This window comes from Candidatus Thiodictyon syntrophicum, from assembly GCF_002813775.1.
GTDB classification, from domain to species: Bacteria; Pseudomonadota; Gammaproteobacteria; order Chromatiales; family Chromatiaceae; genus Thiodictyon; species Thiodictyon syntrophicum.
Genome location: NZ_CP020370.1, coordinates 465034 through 480844 on the forward strand (window position 1 = coordinate 465034; position 15811 = coordinate 480844).

Below are 15811 nucleotides of genomic sequence, written 5' to 3' on the forward strand. Positions count from 1 at the left end.
TGTACGTGGACGCTCAGTGCCCCGGGGATCTCGGCTCAAGCCCAGCGGGTCCCCCGGTCTGGCAGGTGCCCGTGGTCGGGATCTCCGATTTCCGAACAGGCTGGGGCTTTTGGGTCTATCCTTATAAAGATGCCGACGGCACGAACAATTTCTGAAATGGGCCGACAGGTATCACGGTTGTCGATCAGCATTCTTGATCGAGAGCCAGTGGGTCATCAGTAAAATAAAAAAAGGGTTGTGACGCCAAGTCGGCTTCCCGTGAGGCCGGTATTCGCGGACGTGGTCGCGCACAGACTGGTGGCAGGGTGCCAGAGGCGTGGCGGCCACGGGGCGGTGCCGGAGGTTCGGTCCTTGCGGTGCGGTCCAGTCAAACTCACAACGAGGAGGATGATCCATGCAAACCCTAGACGGCTACCGCACCATCCATTCGCACCTGCGCGAGATGGTCGATGACCTGAGCGGGCTCCTCACCGAGGAACACCTGCGCATCAGCTCCAACGCCAGGACCGCGTATGAGCAGTTATGCGACCTGGGTGAGGAGGTGAGCAGGCACCTGACCGAAGAGGATCGCAACGTCTTCCCCGCCCTGCTGATGCATGAGGACCCCAAGGTCAAGTCCATTGCCTGGGGATTCATCAGCGGGGAGGGGTTCATGCGCAAGACCTTCGAGGATTACTACCGGCGCTGGCTGAAGCACTGCGATTTCAACTTCGCCGGTGAATTTCTGGCCGAAACCCGGGACATGTTCACCCTGGTCGCGCAACGCCTTGAACGAGAGGAGCGGGTCCTCCTGCCCAAGATGGTCGAGATCGGCATGCTGCGCGAGGCGCGTCAGTCATTCGTGTCGGGTGCCGTGAGGGCCCATTGAAGGCGCATTGCCGGCGAAGCGTGACTAAAGCTGATTGAGCGCATCCAGCAATTCCCCCGGCTCGGCATCGTCGAGCCGGGCGAAGAGGTGGGCAGTCCGGGCCTCCAGGGCCTGGAGGTCGGTGTCGAGGATGATCTCCTTGATGCCGAGCAGTGCCCCCGGCTGCATGCTGAAGTGGCGCAGTCCCAGGCCGAGCAGGAGCCGGGTGAAGCGCGGGTCCCCGGCCATCTCGCCGCACATGGCGACCGGGGTGTCGAGGTCGCGGCCGGCGGCGATGGTGGTGCGGATCAGTAGCAGGATGGCCGGGTGGGTGGGGTCGAACAGGTAGCTGACGCCGTCGTCGAGGCGGTCGATGGCCAGCGTGTACTGGATCAGGTCGTTGGTGCCGATGGACAGGAAGTCCATGCGGCGGGCCAGGGAGCGGGCCGCCAGGGCGGCGGCGGGAACCTCGACCATGGCCCCGATGGGTAAGCGTGGGTCGAAGGCCAGCCCCTCGCCGGTCAGGTCCTCCTTGAGTTGGGCGATGATGGCGAGCACCGCCTCCACCTCCTGCACGTTGGTGACCATGGGCAGCATCAGCCGGATCGGCCCCAGGGCGCTGGCGCGCAGGATCGCGCGCAATTGGGGCCGGAAGAGGGCGGGCTCCTTCAGGCAGAGGCGGATACCGCGTAGGCCGAGCGCCGGGTTGCCGGCTCCGGGGCCGGGCGTTCCAAGTGCCTCGCTGCGCTTGTCGAGACCCAGATCCAGGGTGCGGATGGTCAGGGGCAGCCCCGCCAAGGCCGCGACGATGGTGGTGTAGGTCGCGAGGTGTTCCTCTTCGTCCGGGAGCTCATCCCGGTTCATGTAGAGGAACTCGGTGCGGTAGAGCCCGACCCCAACCGCGCCGTTGAGGCGTGCGGTTGCGGCGTCCTCGGGCAACTCCAGGTTGGCGAGCAGGCCGATGGCGGTGCCGTCGCGGGTCACCGCCGGCCGGTCGACCAGGGTGCGCAGGTGTTGCCGCCGCAGGGCGATGGCGCCGAGTCGTTCGCGGTAATAGGCGAGGGTCCCGGGGTCCGGGTCGGCCAGCACGGTGCCGGTCTCCCCATCGACGATCAGGGGCTCGCCGGGGCGCACATAGCGCGTGACGTTGTGGACCCCGACGACCGCGGGTACCGACAGGCTGCGGGCCAGGATCGCGGTGTGGGACACGGGGCCGCCGAACTCGGTGACGAAGGCGGCGGCGCCGCGATGACGCAGGACGATGGCGTCGGCCGGCATCAGGTCGCGGGCGACCACGACACAACCCTCCAGGTCCCGGGCGCCGGGGTCGAAGGGCAACTGGGCGCCTTGCAGGAAGGTCATGATCTGGTGGACGACGTGCTCGACATCGTCACGGCGGGTGCGCAGATAGGGGTCGTCCATGGCATCGAAGACGCCGACCAGGGTGTCGCGCTGCTGCTGCAGCGCCCATTCGGCGCAGTAGAGTTGGTCACGGATGATCTTGCGCACCTCATCGACCAGGGCCACGTCCTCCAGCATCAGCAGGTGGGCATCGATGAACTCTGCGATATTGAGCGGGGTGGCGCGCGGGACCTGGGCGCGGATGGTCTTGAGCGCCCGCCGGGCCGCGGCGACTGCGCAATTGAGCCGATCCAGTTCGCCCGCCACCTGCGCCGGCGTGATCGGGGTCTGGGGCACACTGGTGAGTCCATGGCCGGTGAGGTAAGCAGGTCCGATGGCGACCGACTGGCTCGCCGCGACCCCGATCCCTTGGAAGGCAATGGTCACTCGTCCTCTCCAAAGCGGCTGCCGATCAGGTCCTCGATCGCCGCCATCGCGTCCGCCTCGTCGTCGCCGCTGGCCTCCACGATGATCCAGGTGCCGCGGCTCGCCGCGAGCATCATGATGCCCATGATGCTTTTGCAGTTTACCCGCTGGCCGCGTCGCTCGACTTCGATGAAGCTCCCGAAGCGGGTGGCGCAGTTGACCAGCTTGGCCGCCGCCCGGGCGTGCAGCCCGAGTTTGTTGATGATCTCAAGGTCCCGGCGCAGCATCGGCGTCAATCCTCCGCGCCCGGTCCAGGGCAGATGCGGACGCCGTCGCGGCCCCCGGCCAGGGCCTTCTCGGTCACGACGTCCAACTCCAGCGCGGCATAGTTGAGGGCGCGCACGACCATGGGCAGATTGACCCCGGCCAGCACCCGCAGGTGCCGCCGCCGCGCGAGCAGCGCGCCGGCGACACGCGCCGGGGTGGCGCCGTAGATATCGGTGAGGACCAGGACCCCGTCGCCGGCATCGAGCCGCCCGGCCATTTGTTCGGCCTGCGCCAGCATCAGGTCGCAGGGGGCGTCGTTCTCGACCTCGAGGGCTTCCACCCGCGTCGGGCAGGTGCCGAAGATCCCGGCGGCGACCCGTAACAGGTCGGCACCCAGGGGGTGGTGGGTGATCAGCAGCAGTCCGACGCTCACGGCAGTTCCCGGTGCCGGACCATGACCTTGTGTCCGCTGCGCTCGAAGTGCCCGCGCAGGGCCTCCACCAGATAGACGGAGCGGTGTTGGCCGCCGGTGCAGCCGATGGCGATGGTCAGGTAAAAGCGGCCATCGGTCTCGAACAGCGGGATCCAGCGGTCGAAATAGGCGGCGATGTCGTTGCGCATGGCGATCACGTCCGGGCTTGACTCGAGGAACTCCACGACCGGGCGCGCGAGCCCGGTCAAGGGCTTGAGCTCCGATTGCCAATGGGGGTTGGGCAGGCAGCGCACGTCGAACAGGAAGTCGGTGTCCTGGGGCAGACCGTGCTTGAAGCCGAAGGATTGCAGGAGAATCGAGGCCTTGGGTGAGGCATCGCCGGCGAGGCGCACCCGGACCAGATCGCGTAATTCATGGACGTTGGTCAGGGTGGTATCGATGCGGATATCGGCGACCTGGCGAATCGGCTCCAACAACTGCCGCTCCAGTTTGATCGCCTCGGCGAGCGGTCGCTCCTGGCGTGTCAGCGGGTGGCGGCGGCGCGTCTCGCTGAAGCGGCGAATCAGGGTATCGGTGTGGGCATCAAGGAATACCACCTGGCACTCGACGCCGCGGGCCTGGGCGGCAAGGATCAGGTCAGGCAGGTTTTTCAGCTCCTCGGGGTTGCTGCGCGCGTCCACGCCGACGGCGGTGTTGCTGAAGACCTCGTCGACGGCGTCCTTGAGCCCCAGGGCCAGGTCCTTGAGCAGGAACAGCGGCAGGTTGTCGATGCTGTAGAACCCCAGGTCCTCCAGGGTGCGCAAGGCGACACTCTTGCCGGAGCCGGAGAGGCCGCTGACGATGACGAGTCTCATGGTGAGGTCCACGGGTTGGTGGGTATGGTGGGATGCCTGGTCAGGCCCCGCCGTCGGTGGGCCCCGGGCGGGGCCCACCGGGCGACGGCGCGGTGGCGACCGGTGTGCCGCCCGAACGCACCTCGGGTGGGTCGGGGCGGTCATTGCTCAGCGCGCGCGCCTGACGGTCGATGAAGTCGACCCCGGCATCATAGCCGCGAATGCGCAGGATCTGGTGGCGTACCGCGGCCTCCACAATGATGGACAGGTTGCGCCCCGGGGCCACGGGCATGGTGATCCGGGGCACGGCCACCCCCAGGATGGTGCTGGCGGACAGGCTCCCCGCAAGCCGGTCGATGCGGTCGAGTTGAGTCTGATCAAGCGGTTTCAAGTCGATGATCAAATTCAGTGTCTTGCGTCGGACCACGGCCCCCTCGCCGAACATGGCCCGGATATTGAGAATCCCAAGGCCGGGCACTGGTTCAGTTTAATTCCTGTTTACAAGACATTGAAATATATGTAATATATCTAGTTCGGCGCGGGTTTCCGTCACTTTTTGAATAAGTGAGAACTTCTTGAACGGACAATGGACATGCCCTCATTGCAATTCACAGAATTGTCGGCATCACAAGACGTATCAAACCGGTCATAACGGTACGCGTTTGCTGTGGCGATGTCAAAGTTGCAATAGGCTCTTTTCCGAGACCAAAGCCACCCTTATCGAGGGGCTCAGGAAACCGACCAGCTTCATCATTCAAGTGCTCAAAACGCGCACTGAGGGGATCGGCTTGAACGCCGCCTGCCGGGCCTTCGCGATTGCGAAGAATACGTTGCTCCTATGGGAGCGTCGCCTGGCCGATTGCAAGGATGTGCTGGTCATATATGCCCTGACGCACACCTTTATTGAGCAACTGATCGAAGGTGATGAGCTTTATACGAAAGTGAATAGGAATGTCCCCCCGGAGGATTGTGAAGGCTGGACGATCGTACTGATGGAAAGGGCAAGTCGATTTATCTGGGCGCTTCAGTGCGGGAAAAAGGATCGCAGCCTATTTTCATATGCCATACAAATACTTAGAGATGTCATCCTGCGTACTGGCGATGTCACTCTAGTCACCGACGGGGAACGTCGGTATGGCAATCTCCTGTTTGAAATTTGCCACGAAGTATTGCGAACCGGAAAACGCGGCCGCCCACCGAAAGTGCTTCGTCGCGGTGTGAAGGTGCGCCTTAAGAATAAAGGGAAAGGAACTGATAGAACGGGGCACTCGCGTCCCAAATACGAAACCCCTCATCCGGAGCATCCAGAAACCGATCAAGATGTGACGCCAGCCGATATTCATGCTAATCATTTGGAAGCATCGAACGCTTCATTTCGGCGAAAGAATTCTGCTTATCGCCGCCGAACGAATACGTACGCGAAGAGCATTTCTGGTTTGCAAAGAACATTGGATATGTTGTGGATTGTCCATAACTTTATTCGCAGCCACTTCACGACAAAACAGGTTCCTGCGGTGGCTCTGGGGATTCTCCAGCAGGGACTCTCGTGGGATGAGGTCCTTAGAGTTCGACAGCCCAGGTTATAAAAATACTACAAAAACATAAGGATAAGGAAGAACCAAACTGAACCAGTGCCAGGCCGCGGACCTCCAGGAAATCGAGCAGGGCATCCGGGCAGGTGCCTTCCAGTTTCTCCGGTGCGACGCGGGCGAACTGGGGTGCGTCGTCGGCGATCAGGCGGTGTCCGCGGCTGATCAGATCGAGCGCCAACTCGCTCTTGCCGACCGCCGGGTCCCCGGCCAGCAGCACGCCCATCCCCAAGACCTCAATGAAGACGCCGTGGATGGTCTTGCGTTCCGCCAAGGCGTGGGTCAGATAGTAGCGCAGTTGATTGATCAACTCTTCGTCCGAGACGGGGGACCCGATCAGGGGGGTGCCGGTGCGTTCGGCCCAGTCCCAGAACAGTGGTTCGGGCTCGATCCCGTCGCAGAAGATCACCGCGGTGGGCCGGTCGGTGAAGAGCTTTTCGATGGTCTCGGCGAAGGCGGTGGCGCCGAGACCGGCCAGGTACACGAGTTCCGCGCGACCGATAACCTGCAGCCGGTTCGGGTGGATGCAGTTGAGCGACCCGACCAGGGCCTGGCCGGACAGGGTCGGGTCGTCCCCGCGCAGCGGGCGGCGGGTGCCGGGCTCAGGGGTGAGCCAGCGCAGCCGGGTGCGGGGCCCGGTGTGCCGGATGAGTGACTGGAGGCTGTCGGCCATGATGGGGCGCCGTGCGCTAGGCGACGCCGAAGACGCGCAGGACGGCGGCGGCGGACCCCGCCTGCCGCAACTGCTGGCGCACCGCGGGATCGTTGAAGCGGCCGGCCAACTCGGCCAGGAGTTGCAGGTGCTCCTCGGTGGCGGTCTCGGGCACCAGCAGCGCAAAGGCCAGATCGACAGGCTCCCCGTCGGCCGCGTCGTAATCGACCCCGCGGGCGAGGGAGACGAAGGCGCCCAGGGACTGGGTGGCCTCCTTGACGCGGGCGTGGGGCAGGGCGATGCCGTGCCCGAGCCCGGTACTGCCGAGCCGCTCGCGCTCCAGGAGACGCTCGAAGATCAGGTCCGGTTTCAACTGCGGATGGTCCGTGGCCAGGAGGCGGGCCAGGGTCTCGAGCAGACGCTTTTTGCTCGCGATCTCAAGACCGCGGCCAATGCGGTGTTCGTTGATGAAGTCGGGCGGTAACATCGGCTACCGCTCCTGGCCGCGGACGCAATGCCGGACGGCGCGGCAGGTACCGCGGCGCGGGTCGCGCAAGTGGGTGCGGGTCATGTCGGCTGACTCCTCTTGGTCGTGCGGGACGCACGCGCCCGTCACACTGGTTCGGATGGCCCCGGGTCGCAACGAAAGACACCTCGAACGGGTGTCCGAGGTGTCCGTGCGTGCCGGCCCGGGTGCGACCCTGTGGTTTATCGGGGTTCGCCCTTACTCGGTCTCGCCGGGCTTGGTGCCGGTGACGGCCACCGGGCGGTGGCTGGCCTTCTTCTCCTTGTGGCGCAGGATCTGGCGGTCCAGCTTGTCGATCAGGGTGTCGATGGCGGCATACATGTCCTCATGGACCGAGTCGGCGAACAGCTTACCGCCGTTCACATGCAGGGTGGCCTCGGCGCGCTGGGCCAATTTCTCCACCGTCAGGATGACGTGGGCGTTGATGACGTGGTCGAAATGGCGAGCCAGGCGCTCGAACTTGTTATCGACGTACCCCTTGAGGGCCTCGGTCACGTCGATATGGTGACCCGTCAGGTTGATATGCATGGTCTGGTCTTCTCCTCTGGTTTCAAACCGCCTGTCAAGCCAGGCGTTTGCGTTCGTTCGAGGGTGGGATGCCCATCGCCTCGCGGTATTTCGCGACGGTGCGTCGCGCAACATTGATGCCCTGATCGGCCAACTCGTCGGCGATCCGACTATCGCTCAAGGGCTTGCGGGCCGATTCATTGGTGATCATCTTGCGGATCAGGGCGCGGATGGCCGTGGATGAACACTCGCCCCCGGCCGCCGTGTTCACGTGGGACGAGAAAAAAAACTTGAACTCGAAGGTCCCGCGCGGGGTGTGCATGTATTTCTGGGTGGTGACCCGCGAGATGGTGGACTCGTGCAGGTCCAGCGCCTCGGAGACGTCGCGCAGGATCAGCGGCTTCATGGCCTCCTCACCGCGTTCGAGAAATTCCTGCTGCAATTCCACGATCTTGGCGGCGACGCGCAGGACCGTGTCGTTGCGGCTGACCAGGCTCTTGATGAACCAGCGGGCCTCTTGCAGGTGACTTTTCAAGGCAATGCTGTCCGCACTCTGGTCGCTGCGCCGGATGAGCCGCGCATAGTCGGCGTTCACTCTTAGTTTAGGCGTAGTTTCCGGATTCAGCTCGACCTGCCACACACCTTCCACACGCCGCACGAAGATGTCGGGTACAACGTACTCCGACGCGGTCTCCGCGATCAAGGTGCCGGGGCGGGGATTCAGGTGCCGGATCACCTCCAGGGCGGCGTGGATCGCCGCTTCCGGGGCGCCCAGCAGGCGTGCCAGGGCCGCCACGTCGTTGCGGGGCAGAAAGTCGAACCCGTCCGCGCAGATCGCGATGGCCAGCGCCTGCGGCGTGGTCTGGCCGGGGGCCGTCGGCGCGCCCTGGGGTAACTGGCGCAGTTGCAGCAACAGACACTCGCGCAGATCGCGGGCGCCGACCCCCGCCGGGTCGAATGACTGGACCCGGTGGATGATGGTGGTGACCTCCTCGGGGGCGATCGTCGGGTCGCCCAGGGTGCTCAGCAGTTCCTCGCAGTCCGTGCGCAGGTAGCCGTTGCCGTCGATGGCGTCGATCACCGCGAGCGCGATCACCTCGTCGCGCGCACTGAGCCGGGCCAGATTGAGCTGCCAGATCAGGTGGTCATGCAGGGTCTCCGGGCGGCTCTGCTGGGAGAAGGGGTCGAAGTCGTTGTCGTCGCTGCCCTGGCTGCCGCTCGGGAGATAGTTTTCGTAGACATCGTCCCAGTGGGTGTCCACCGGGAGCTCGTCCGGCATCTCGCTGGACTCGCCCTGAACCTCGCGTTCGATCGTCTGTTCCTGGACGGTGGCCGTCGGCTCCGGCGTGGCGTCCTGAACCAGGCGGGCGTCGGCGGCGTCGGCGGCCTGGAAGCGGTCGGCCTCATCGCCCTCCTCGAGCATGAAATTGCTGTCCAGGACCTCTTGGATCTCCTGTTGGAGCTCCAGGTTGGATAGCTGAAGGAGCTTGATCGCCTGCTGCAACTGGGGCGTCATCGACAGATGCTGACCAAGTCGAAGCTGGATGGACTGCTTCATCGCGGGGGCTGCGTGTGGGGTGGACCGATCGAGTCTAGCAAGTTGAGTGCCTGTTTTGATTCTAGCCTATTCGGGCGCCATGGCGGAATGGTCTGGGGCGCTCACATGGAGAAATCGGTGCCGAGGTAGACCTCGCGCACCTGCTGGTCGGCGAGCAGTTGCGTGGGAGTGCCGGCGGCGATCATGCTGCCGTCACTGATGATGTAGCCGCGATCGCAGATGTCGAGGGTCTCGCGGACGTTGTGGTCGGTGATCAGGACGCCGATGTTGCGCTCGCGCAGGTGCGCGACGATGGCCTTGATGTCGCCGACCGCGATCGGGTCGACCCCGGCGAAGGGTTCATCGAGGAGCATCACCACCGGGTCCACGGCGAGTGCGCGGGCGATCTCCAGGCGGCGGCGTTCGCCGCCGGACAGGCTGAGTGCGAGTGAGGCGGCGACATGGCTGATCCCCAGTTCCTGGAGCAGTTGTTCGCAACGCTCGCGCTGCTGGTTGCGGTTCAGGTCGCGGCGGGTCTGAAGGATCGCCAGGATGTTGTCGCGTGCGCAGAGTTTACGGAAGACCGAGGGCTCCTGCGCCAGGTAGCTCAGTCCCGCCCGGGCGCGGGCGTGCATCGGCAGTTGCGTGAGGTCGCGGCCGTTCAACTCGATGCGTCCGTGGTCACTCGGGATCAGCCCGACGATCAGATAGAAACAGGTGGTCTTGCCGGCACCGTTGGGGCCGAGCAGGCCGACCACCTCGCCCGCGTTCACCTCGACACTCACGTCCCGCAGGACCTGGCGGTTGCGGTAGCGCTTCTTCAGGTGGGTGGCGCAGAGGGTGCTCACGCGCCGCCCTGCTTGCCGGGCGGGGGTGCCTTGGGGGTGGGTACCGGGGGCGCCGGGGGTGCCGCGGCGGTGCCGGGCGCCGGCGGCTTGCCGTCCTTCTTGGCCTGCGGCGTCATTTGGATCTTCACCCGGCTGTCGCCTCCCGCCTGCACCCGTGCATGGGCCCGATCATAGACGATCCGCTCGCTGGCGATGCGGTCCGTGCCCTGGATCACCAGCGCCTCGCCGGTCAGGATCAGCTCGTCGCGGTCCGCGTCGTAGTCCATGCGCTTGGCAAAGGCCTGCATCTCGCCCTGCTCGCCGTCCAGTTGCTGTTTGTAACTGGCCGGTTCGCCCCGGGCGATGATGTACTTGATCTGGCGGTCGCTGCGGTGGTGGACCGTGACCTGGTCGGCCAGCAGGCGCATGGTCCCCTGGTCGACCTGGACCTGGCCCAGATAAAGGCTGGTGCTCTTGCCCTCGTCGACCTCGACGCGGTCGGCCTCGATCAGCATGGGCTGCGCCGCGTCGCTCTGCAGCGCGACGGCGCTGCGGGTCGTCAGGCCCAGACCCAGGGTCAAGAGCGCGGCGGCCAGGACGGGCAAGGCCCGGGGCGCGGTGGTGGCGATCATCGGTCTGGCGTTCATGGGGCGGCTGAACCAGCATTCCCCTTCTCGGTTGGGGTGGGAGCGACAAAGATGTGGGCGCGCCCGGGAAACTCAGCCCGGGACGGGTGGGCGTACCACAGGCGCACGCCGGCGGCGGTCAGCCAGTCGTTGTCGCTCGCGAGTCTCACCGGCTGATCGCCCTGGGCGTATTCACGCTTGGGCCAGAGCCGCAACTGCGAGGTTGCGAGTCGTAACGAGCGGTTCGGACCGGCACCGGCCCGCTCGATCCGGACCTCGTCGCGCAGGTCGATCTCCTCGCCCTTGGACAGCAGGAAACCCTGTTTGGATTCCACCTTCCAGGGCGGTCCGCCCTCGCGGTCGAGCAGGGTCAGGCGCGGCTGGTCGAGTTCGGCCAGGTCCTCGGCAACATACTGGCGCAGTTGGTCGGCCACCAGATGCCGCTGCGGGCGTCCGTCGGTGTTGGTCTCGATGGCGTCGAGGTCCCAGACCATGTGGTCAGGGGCACGCTCGCGTACGCGCGCGGCCGGTTCCTCGCTCAGACTGCGCAGCAGCCACCAGGCCCCGCCTGCGAGGATGGCGAAGACCATCGCCAGGCGCCCCTGTCGCGTCGTCCACACGCTTTGTCACCTCGCTGTGCATCGGGTTGCGTTCAGGCGCCCTGAAGGTAGCCGCGGTTGATCGGCTCCAGGGTGCCCTGGGCCGTCATCACCAGCTCACAGACCTCACGCGCCGCGCCCCGTCCGCCGGGGGCACTGGTGCACCAGTGGGCGTGTTGGCGAACCAGGGGATGGGCATCCCCGACGGCGATCGCCAGTCCCACCCGGCGCATGACCGGCAGGTCGATGACATCATCGCCCACGTAGGCGATCACCGCGTCCGTGAGCCCCAAGGCCCGCTTGAGCTCCTCATAGGCCGGCAGTTTGTCGCGCTGACCCTGGTAGACGTGGGCCACTCCCAGGCCCTCCATGCGGATACGCACCGCCTCGGAACGGCGCCCGGAGATCACGGCAAGCCTCACGCCGGTTTCTTGCAGCAGCACCATGCCGTGACCGTCGCGCGCGTTGAATGCCTTGTATTCCAGGCCGTCGTCGCCCAGGTACAGGCTGCCGTCGGTCAAGACCCCGTCCACGTCGAAGATCACCAGCCGAATCTGCGCCGCCCGTTCCAGAATATCTTGCATGATCCATTAACCAAAAAAGGGCCACTTGGCCGAAACCGAACGCAACTCGAGTGGCAACTGACCGCTGACGACCGACGACTGACGCCCGACGCCCGACGCCCGACGCCCGACGCCCGACGCCCGACGCCCAACGCCCAACGACCGACATCTACACCACCCCTGCCCGCAGCAGATCGTGCATGTTCAGGGCACCGATCGGGCGGCCCTCGTCGTCGATGACCAGGAGTCCGTTGATCGAGCGGGACTCCATCAGCCCCAGGGCGGCGGCGGCCAGGGACGAAGCGGCGGCGGTGATACCGCCGCGGGTCATGACCGTGTCGATGATCGTGTGGTGGACATCGAGGCCCTGGTCCAGGGCGCGGCGCAGGTCGCCGTCGGTGAAGACGCCGGCCAAGACCCCCTGCCCATCGACGACCGCGGTCATCCCCAGCCCCTTATGCGACATCTCCTCCAGGGCCGCCATGAGCGTGCTCCCCAGGGCGACCCGCGGGACCCGGTCACCGCGGTGCATGATGTCTCCCACATGCAGCAGGAGGCGCCGCCCCAGGGTGCCGGCGGGGTGCGAGCGGGCGAAATCCAGGGCGGTGAAACCCCGGCTCTCCAGCAAGGCGACCGCCAGGGCGTCGCCCATGGCCAGGGTCGCCGTGGTGCTGGAGGTCGGCGCCAGACCGAGCGGGCAGGCCTCGCGGGTGACGCTCACGTCCAGGTTCACGTCGGCCTCCCGGGCCAGGGTCGAGTCGGGGCGCCCGGTCAGGGTGATCAGGGGCACACCCAGGCGCTTGATGGTCGGCAATATGGTCAGCAACTCCGCGGTTTCTCCTGAGTTCGACAGCGCCAGGACCGTGTCGCGCGGGGTGATCATCCCCAAATCCCCGTGGCTCGCCTCCCCGGGGTGGATAAAGAACGCCGGACTGCCGGTGCTGGCCAGGGTCGCGGCGATCTTGCCGCCGATGTGCCCGGACTTGCCCATGCCCATCACCACGATGCGGCCCTCGCAGGCGAGCAGGTAGCGGCACGCCGCGACGAAGTCCGCCGCGATGCGTTCGCTCAAGGCGCCGACCGCGGCCGCCTCGGTCTCGATCACCGCCCGCCCCAGGTCACGGATCCGGGCCTCCTGGCCGGGGGCCAGATCATGCTTGCGGGCGCCGAGTCGGCGTGGTTCGGTCATCGACAATTCTCGGGCGACGGGGTGGTCGGTCGGCGCCATCTTAGGCCCGCCGCAACCTTACACCAAGAGCCGGGTGAAAGCTCGGTCCGGCGCGGTGGCCCCCTCGTACGCCTTTCATGGTCCGGGGTGGCTGATGTTCCCTCCCGGGCCGTTGGCCGGGCCTATCTGCTCCCGGGTGGCGACCTGGCGGGTATCCTCATGGCGACTGGAAATTCCGGCGCTCCTCCAGCCCTGAAGCATAACCGCGCCACCCCAGTCACGGCGCGGGCTGGCGGGGGTTAGAGAAAGTTAATGTTCGCACAAGGGGGTAGACACCGCGCGGCGACTCTGGCAGGATTAATGGCAGGGTAATCGGTCTGCCGTTCCGCCGGGGGGTGGCGATGGGTGCGATGAGTCCAGGACCGTGGGTGCACTGTGGTCGCGTCTTCAGCGTCGAGGAGATCGCCGGTATCCGCCAGACGGTGGCGTGGCTGCCGCGGTTGGGGCGGCGCGAGTTGGCGGCGACGCTGTGCGAGCATTTGCAGTGGTATACCGTGACGGGGGCGGCGAAGGTTCACGCCTGTCGGGAGTTTCTGGAACGTCTGGAGGCGGCCGGGTTGGTGGCGCTGCCCCCGTTGCAGGTCGCGCGGCGTCCCCGCCCGGTCCCCCCGGCGCCGGTGGTGGCGGCGCCGATGCCGATTCACGGCCCCTTGGCCGCGCTCGGCCCGGTGCGCCTGGCGCCGGTGCGCGCCGACGCCGCGGCGGTGGCGCAATGGAATGCGGCGGTCGCGCGTTGGCACCCCTTGGGCTACAAGGGTGCCTTCGGCTACCGGCTGCGCTACTTCATCACCGCGGGCGAGCAGCACCTGGGCTGCCTCCTGCTGGCGGGCGCGGCGCGCGCGCTGGCGGTGCGTGACCACTGGATCGGGTGGGACGCCCAGACGCGCCGGGCCAACCAGGTGCGGGTGCTCAACAACAGCCGCTTTCTGATCTTTCCCCACGTCCAGGTGCCGCACCTGGCCAGCCATGTGCTGGGACAACTGGCGCGGCGGGTGCGCGCCGATTGGCTCGAACACTGGGGGTTTGCGCCGCTGTTGCTGGAGACCTTCGTCGACCCGCGCCACTACGCCGGCACCTGTTACCGTGCCGCCGGGTGGGAACTGCTGGGGGAGACCAGCGGGAGCGGGCTGGCGCGACCGGGCCGGACCTATCACAGCGCCCCGCGCCAAGTCTGGGTCAAGCCCTTGAGTGCACAGTGGCGCGAGCGCTTGTGCGCCGCGTCCGGGGGGACGACGCCATGAGCAAACCCTGCCGCCGCCTGTCACGCGCGGCCATCAAGGAGCAACGCGCGCACAAGAAACAGCAGGAACAGGCGCTACGCCAACAGCAGCGCCAGGACGGACTGATCCCCCGCGTACCCGCGCCGTTACCCAATCGCTGCTCGGCGTACGCCACGCTCGCCGAGGAACAGCAGGCCCGCGAGGCGGCGGTCAGCGGCCAGGTGCGCGTCCTGCGCCGGGAACTGCCCGCGTTGCTCGCCGCCCTGGGACAGATTCCCGAGCCCCGCAACCCCAAGAAGTGTCGGCATCGGCTCACCGTGCTGCTGCTCTACGGGCTGCTGATGTTCGTCTTTCAGTTCGCCTCCCGGCGCGCGGTCAACCGCGAACTGACGCACCCCCAGTTCGAGGCCAACCTACGGCTCCTGTTCCCCGAACTGGAGACCCTCCCGCACGCCGACACCCTGTTTCGGCTGCTGCGCGACATCGACGTGACCCACCTCGAACAGGCGCACATCGACCTGGTACGCCGCCTGATCCGCGCCAAGACCTTCCGCCGCTACCTGATCAACCACGCCTATCCCATCGCCATCGACGGCTCCCAGAAATTCACCCGTGACCACCTCTGGGATGAGAATCTCCTGGAACGTCAGGTCGGGGCCGAGGACGCGCGCCACACCCAGTACTTCGTCTACGTCCTGGAGGCCAGTCTGGCCTTTCACAACGGGCTGGTGATCCCCTTGCTGAGCGAATTCCTCGAATATGCCAAGGGCGATACCAAGGCCGACAAACAAGACTGCGAACGGCGCGCCTTCACGCGGCTCAGCGCCCGGATCAAGACGCTGTTCCCGCGCCTGCCGATCTTGCTGTTGCTCGACGGTCTCTATGCCGACGGACCGGTGATGCAGTGCTGCCATCAGTACCACTGGCAGTTCATGATCGTGTTCAAGGACAAGGACTTGCCTACGGTCTGGGAGGAATTCCACGCGCTGCACGCGGTGCAGCCAGCGGGTTGTCAGCGCGACTGGGGGGAGCGCCACCAGCGCTTTTCCTGGGTCAACGCGATCGACTATGCCTTCTCAAACAACACGCGCCGCCACCTCAGTCTGCATGTGGTGGTCTGTGAGGAGACCTGGGAGACGATCGATGAACAAGGCGCGCGCCTGACCAAGACCGCGCGCCATGCCTGGCTCTCCAGCCAACCACTCAGCCGCGCTAATGCGCATGAGCGCTGCAACCTAGGGGCCCGTTACCGCTGGGGCATCGAGGCCGGCTTCCTGGTGGAGAAACATCAGGGTTACCACTACGAGCACGCCTTTGCCCTGAACTGGAACGCCATGAAGGGCTATCACTACCTGATGCGCCTGGCGCACCTGTTCAACACCCTGGCACGCTTTGCCCGCCATCTGCGCGAGCTTTATCGCACCCTGGGCGTGCGTGGCGCCATCGCCTTCATCCGCGCGTCCTGTGCCGGCCCCTGGCTCGACCCCGCGCGGATGCGCCGCCTGCTCGCCCAGCCGCTGCAGCTTCAGCTCGAATAACCGCCGCCGGGAACGGCGCCCGACCCCGGCACGCCGGCGACCACCGGTGCTGGCAACCGCTGGCCTGGCGAGCGTGACGCATGCCCGAGTACCGGTCCGACAACCCTCCCGGCACCTGCCAAACCTTCTGCCGCAACCCCCGGTCAGGGCCAACGCACCCCGCAGCGGCCAACGCCAGCGCCCAACGGCGCCGACGCCGCCCAATGTCAGCCGGCGGCAGGGTTATGCTTCAGGGCTGGCGCTCCTCAGTGT

General features: G+C 66.1%; 17 protein-coding genes and 1 pseudogene. 4 read left to right on the top strand and 14 right to left on the bottom strand.

Going from position 1 to position 15811, the window contains the following annotated elements:
- Positions 1–394 precede the first annotated feature (394 nt).
- Entirely contained in the window at positions 395–868 is a 474-nt protein-coding gene (locus tag THSYN_RS02010; protein WP_100917664.1) for a hemerythrin domain-containing protein, read from the top strand.
- A gap of 24 nt (positions 869–892) precedes the next feature.
- On the opposite strand, the gene ptsP is transcribed toward THSYN_RS02010, so the two are convergent.
- The 5 genes and pseudogenes from ptsP to THSYN_RS02035 all read right to left on the bottom strand — a co-directional run.
- Positions 893–2635 carry a phosphoenolpyruvate--protein phosphotransferase gene (gene ptsP / locus THSYN_RS02015; RefSeq protein WP_100917665.1) on the bottom strand — a complete coding sequence of 581 codons (1743 nt, stop codon included), beginning with the start codon at positions 2633–2635 and terminating at the stop codon, positions 893–895.
- Positions 2632–2901, bottom strand: a complete 270-nt coding sequence (locus THSYN_RS02020; protein WP_100917666.1) for an HPr family phosphocarrier protein — start codon at positions 2899–2901, stop codon at positions 2632–2634. Before THSYN_RS02020 ends, ptsP begins: the two co-directional genes overlap by 4 nt.
- Before the next feature lie 5 nt (positions 2902–2906).
- Complete coding sequence (locus tag THSYN_RS02025; RefSeq protein WP_100917667.1) at positions 2907–3314, bottom strand: PTS sugar transporter subunit IIA; 408 nt, start codon at positions 3312–3314, stop codon at positions 2907–2909.
- Entirely contained in the window at positions 3311–4168 is an 858-nt protein-coding gene (gene rapZ, locus THSYN_RS02030; RefSeq protein ID WP_100922260.1) for an RNase adapter RapZ, read from the bottom strand. The genes THSYN_RS02025 and rapZ overlap by 4 nt, the downstream gene beginning before the upstream one ends.
- Positions 4169–4208: 40 nt before the next feature.
- Positions 4209–4625, bottom strand: a pseudogene (locus THSYN_RS02035) (HPr(Ser) kinase/phosphatase); the annotation flags it as partial.
- Positions 4626–4722: 97 nt separating this feature from the next.
- On the opposite strand from THSYN_RS02035, the gene THSYN_RS02040 reads away from it, so the two are divergent.
- Positions 4723–5733 carry an IS1 family transposase gene (locus tag THSYN_RS02040; RefSeq protein WP_100917404.1) on the top strand — a complete coding sequence of 337 codons (1011 nt, stop codon included), beginning with the start codon at positions 4723–4725 and terminating at the stop codon, positions 5731–5733.
- Here the strand turns inward: THSYN_RS02040 and THSYN_RS02045 are convergent.
- From THSYN_RS02045 to THSYN_RS02085, 9 genes are all read right to left on the bottom strand, one after another.
- Positions 5708–6409 carry a hypothetical protein gene (locus THSYN_RS02045; RefSeq protein WP_100917668.1) on the bottom strand — a complete coding sequence of 234 codons (702 nt, stop codon included), beginning with the start codon at positions 6407–6409 and terminating at the stop codon, positions 5708–5710. The genes THSYN_RS02040 and THSYN_RS02045 overlap by 26 nt on opposite strands.
- Positions 6410–6425: 16 nt before the next feature.
- Positions 6426–6875 carry a PTS sugar transporter subunit IIA gene (locus THSYN_RS02050; RefSeq protein ID WP_100917669.1) on the bottom strand — a complete coding sequence of 150 codons (450 nt, stop codon included), beginning with the start codon at positions 6873–6875 and terminating at the stop codon, positions 6426–6428.
- Between the two features lie 237 nt (positions 6876–7112).
- Positions 7113–7442: a ribosome hibernation-promoting factor, HPF/YfiA family gene (gene hpf, locus THSYN_RS02055; RefSeq protein WP_100917670.1), complete on the bottom strand. Its 330-nt coding sequence runs from the start codon at positions 7440–7442 to the stop codon at positions 7113–7115.
- A gap of 34 nt (positions 7443–7476) precedes the next feature.
- Positions 7477–8979, bottom strand: coding sequence for an RNA polymerase factor sigma-54 (locus THSYN_RS02060; protein ID WP_100917671.1), 1503 nt, complete (start codon positions 8977–8979; stop codon positions 7477–7479).
- A 101-nt stretch (positions 8980–9080) separates the two neighbouring features.
- A complete protein-coding gene (lptB, locus tag THSYN_RS02065) occupies positions 9081–9806 on the bottom strand; it encodes an LPS export ABC transporter ATP-binding protein (protein ID WP_100917672.1) in 726 nt (241 codons plus the stop codon).
- The gene (gene lptA, locus THSYN_RS02070) at positions 9803–10432 is read right to left on the bottom strand and encodes a lipopolysaccharide transport periplasmic protein LptA (protein WP_236848772.1); all 630 of its coding nucleotides are present in this window, start codon (positions 10430–10432) and stop codon (positions 9803–9805) included. Before lptA ends, lptB begins: the two co-directional genes overlap by 4 nt.
- The gene (lptC, locus tag THSYN_RS02075; RefSeq protein WP_157817395.1) at positions 10429–11031 is read right to left on the bottom strand and encodes an LPS export ABC transporter periplasmic protein LptC; all 603 of its coding nucleotides are present in this window, start codon (positions 11029–11031) and stop codon (positions 10429–10431) included. Before lptC ends, lptA begins: the two co-directional genes overlap by 4 nt.
- Positions 11032–11063: 32 nt before the next feature.
- Entirely contained in the window at positions 11064–11594 is a 531-nt protein-coding gene (gene kdsC / locus THSYN_RS02080) for a 3-deoxy-manno-octulosonate-8-phosphatase KdsC (RefSeq protein ID WP_100917674.1), read from the bottom strand.
- A 148-nt stretch (positions 11595–11742) separates the two neighbouring features.
- Complete coding sequence (locus THSYN_RS02085; protein WP_100917675.1) at positions 11743–12762, bottom strand: KpsF/GutQ family sugar-phosphate isomerase; 1020 nt, start codon at positions 12760–12762, stop codon at positions 11743–11745.
- Positions 12763–13151: 389 nt separating this feature from the next.
- Here THSYN_RS02085 and THSYN_RS02090 point away from each other — a divergent pair, with 389 nt between their 5' ends.
- Positions 13152–14042, top strand: a complete 891-nt coding sequence (locus tag THSYN_RS02090; RefSeq protein ID WP_157817396.1) for a Druantia anti-phage system protein DruA — start codon at positions 13152–13154, stop codon at positions 14040–14042.
- A complete protein-coding gene (locus THSYN_RS02095) occupies positions 14039–15559 on the top strand; it encodes a transposase family protein (RefSeq protein WP_157817397.1) in 1521 nt (506 codons plus the stop codon). Before THSYN_RS02090 ends, THSYN_RS02095 begins: the two co-directional genes overlap by 4 nt.
- Positions 15560–15811: the final 252 nt, after the last annotated feature.

Excerpts from the sequence above, each read along its gene's own strand:
- THSYN_RS02010 (WP_100917664.1), top strand. The coding sequence starts at position 395 with ATGCAAACCCTAGACGGCTACCGCACCATCCATTCGCACCTGCGCGAG.
- THSYN_RS02020 (WP_100917666.1), bottom strand. The coding sequence starts at position 2,901 with ATGCTGCGCCGGGACCTTGAGATCATCAACAAACTCGGGCTGCACGCC.
- rapZ (WP_100922260.1), bottom strand. The coding sequence starts at position 4,168 with ATGAGACTCGTCATCGTCAGCGGCCTCTCCGGCTCCGGCAAGAGTGTC.
- THSYN_RS02045 (WP_100917668.1), bottom strand. The coding sequence starts at position 6,409 with ATGGCCGACAGCCTCCAGTCACTCATCCGGCACACCGGGCCCCGCACC.
- THSYN_RS02050 (WP_100917669.1), bottom strand. The coding sequence starts at position 6,875 with ATGTTACCGCCCGACTTCATCAACGAACACCGCATTGGCCGCGGTCTT.
- hpf (WP_100917670.1), bottom strand. The coding sequence starts at position 7,442 with ATGCATATCAACCTGACGGGTCACCATATCGACGTGACCGAGGCCCTC.
- THSYN_RS02060 (WP_100917671.1), bottom strand. The coding sequence starts at position 8,979 with ATGAAGCAGTCCATCCAGCTTCGACTTGGTCAGCATCTGTCGATGACG.
- lptA (WP_236848772.1), bottom strand. The coding sequence starts at position 10,432 with ATGAACGCCAGACCGATGATCGCCACCACCGCGCCCCGGGCCTTGCCC.
- kdsC (WP_100917674.1), bottom strand. The coding sequence starts at position 11,594 with ATGCAAGATATTCTGGAACGGGCGGCGCAGATTCGGCTGGTGATCTTC.
- THSYN_RS02085 (WP_100917675.1), bottom strand. The coding sequence starts at position 12,762 with ATGACCGAACCACGCCGACTCGGCGCCCGCAAGCATGATCTGGCCCCC.
- THSYN_RS02090 (WP_157817396.1), top strand. The coding sequence starts at position 13,152 with ATGAGTCCAGGACCGTGGGTGCACTGTGGTCGCGTCTTCAGCGTCGAG.
- THSYN_RS02095 (WP_157817397.1), top strand. The coding sequence starts at position 14,039 with ATGAGCAAACCCTGCCGCCGCCTGTCACGCGCGGCCATCAAGGAGCAA.